This window comes from Candidatus Obscuribacterales bacterium, from assembly GCA_036703605.1.
Classification (GTDB): Bacteria; Cyanobacteriota; Cyanobacteriia; order RECH01; family RECH01; genus RECH01.
Map to the genome: position 1 here is coordinate 1 of DATNRH010000914.1, position 1,796 is coordinate 1,796.

Sequence of the window (1,796 nt, forward strand, 5' to 3'; positions counted from 1 at the left end):
CCACCCCCACCCAGTATTCCTAGCCTTCCGTAGGGGGGACACCGCCCACCAGCCTACACATCTTATTCTCTCTCAGCTTCTCTGCCGGAAAACTGCGTCATGACAAACTCCAGCCTGCCCCAAGCTCCACCCCGAGCCGACAACAATGCCCGCAACCTCTTAATCGTTATCCTACCTAGTTTATTCACACTGTTTTGTATCTTGGCTCTACTCCTACGTGAGGTGGCAGTGTCCAGAACTTTCAGCAGCAGCGACAAGACCTTTTGGACTCAGGTGCTCCATGGCTCTGGCTCCAGCGATCTATGTTCCCCATTGACCCGTCTCGACTAGTCCCACCAGCCAGTCGGGGCTTCAGTCTCACCTCTGAAAATTCTCCTTTTAGCCACCTTTATCTAATTTGAGGGACACAACCCATGCCCCAACCCCTAACTCTGATCTTACCCACACCCCAACTCCTTTCCTCTTGGCTGACGGTGCCCGATGAAGCTATCTTACCTGAGGATATTCTAGCCATCTTTGCCGTGCAGATCAGCCAGCTTGCCCATACTCTAGCTCCGTCGGATCTAAAGCCGTCAAGGGCGATGGGGTTAAGCGATCGTGCCATTCTCAAAGCCGCTGAAATCGCTACCCAGTTTGGCCTCTATAACCGCCTGACAAAAGCCTTCAGTCGGAAAGTTTGCCTTGAATACGATCGCCTCTTCAGCTAAACCTTTGCCGGGAAGTCAGCCTGTTTTTCAGCCCCGACATTTTCTCTTCTCATCTAGTCCCATAGGTGGGCACTGCCCACCAGTGCTAACCCAAGCTACTCACAATCAAGTCCTGCCCATTTTCTTACCCAAGATTGCTCTAGCCATGCACCGTTTCTTTAACCTTCGATTTCCCTATTTAGCCCAAATTATCCCCTTTAACCTCGGACGCAGATGCCTTTGGCAACGGGGTATTCTAGCGATTACCGCCACCTTCTGCGTCGTGGTTCTCCATAGCTGCGCCCAGCCATCTAATCCAAGCAACCCCACCAGCACCGCCGCACCGCCCAGCGTAGTACGGGTAGACTTTGCCTACTACAACCCTGTCAGCTTGGTGCTCAAAGACAAAGGCTGGCTCGAAGAAGACTTGGACAAAGACAATGTCAACGTGGAATGGGTGCAAAGCCAAGGTAGCAACAAAGCCCTCGAACTACTCAACAGCCGAAGCATCGACTTTGGTTCCACCGCTGGGGCTGCCGCCCTGTTGGGCAAAGCTAATGGCAACCCAATCAAGGCTATTTATATTTACTCCAAACCCGAGTGGACGGCCTTAGTCACCCGCGCCGACACCGGCATCACGAACGTCGAAGACTTAAGGGGCAAACGGGTTGCTGCCACCAAAGGCACCGACCCCCATATCTTCTTGCTGCGCGCCCTCGACCAAGTGGGGCTCTCAGAACGTGACCTAGAAGTGGTGCAGCTCCAGCACGCCGATGGCCGCACCGCACTAGAGCGAGGTGATGTGGATGCCTGGGCAGGTCTTGATCCCCATATGGCTAGAACTGAACTAGAGCAAGGATCCCAGCTCTTCTTTCGCAACCCCGACTTAAACACCTACGGCTTTCTCAATGTACGTGAAGAGTTTGCCAACACTCACCCCACCTATGTCGAGCGTGTCCTCGCTGCCTACGAAAGAGCCCGCCAGTGGTCGATTGAAAACCCGGCAGAGCTGGAAGCTATTCTGGCTAAGACCGCAGGTCTAGAGAAAAACGTGGCCGCGAAACAACTGGAGCGCACTGATCTGTCGAACTCGGTAATTGGCAGCGTTCA

General features: G+C 53.7%; 3 protein-coding genes. All 3 read left to right on the forward strand.

The features are described 5' to 3' along the window. The first annotated feature begins 99 nt into the window (after positions 1-99). Positions 100-330 (forward strand): hypothetical protein, encoded by a 231-nt coding sequence (locus tag V6D20_18740; protein ID HEY9817817.1) that lies wholly within the window; start codon positions 100-102, stop codon positions 328-330. Positions 331-413: 83 nt separating this feature from the next. Next, a complete protein-coding gene (locus tag V6D20_18745) occupies positions 414-707 on the forward strand; it encodes a hypothetical protein (protein HEY9817818.1) in 294 nt (97 codons plus the stop codon). A 145-nt stretch (positions 708-852) separates the two neighbouring features. After that, the coding region (locus V6D20_18750; GenBank protein HEY9817819.1) for an aliphatic sulfonate ABC transporter substrate-binding protein at positions 853-1,796 on the forward strand (944 nt) is incomplete at its 3' end.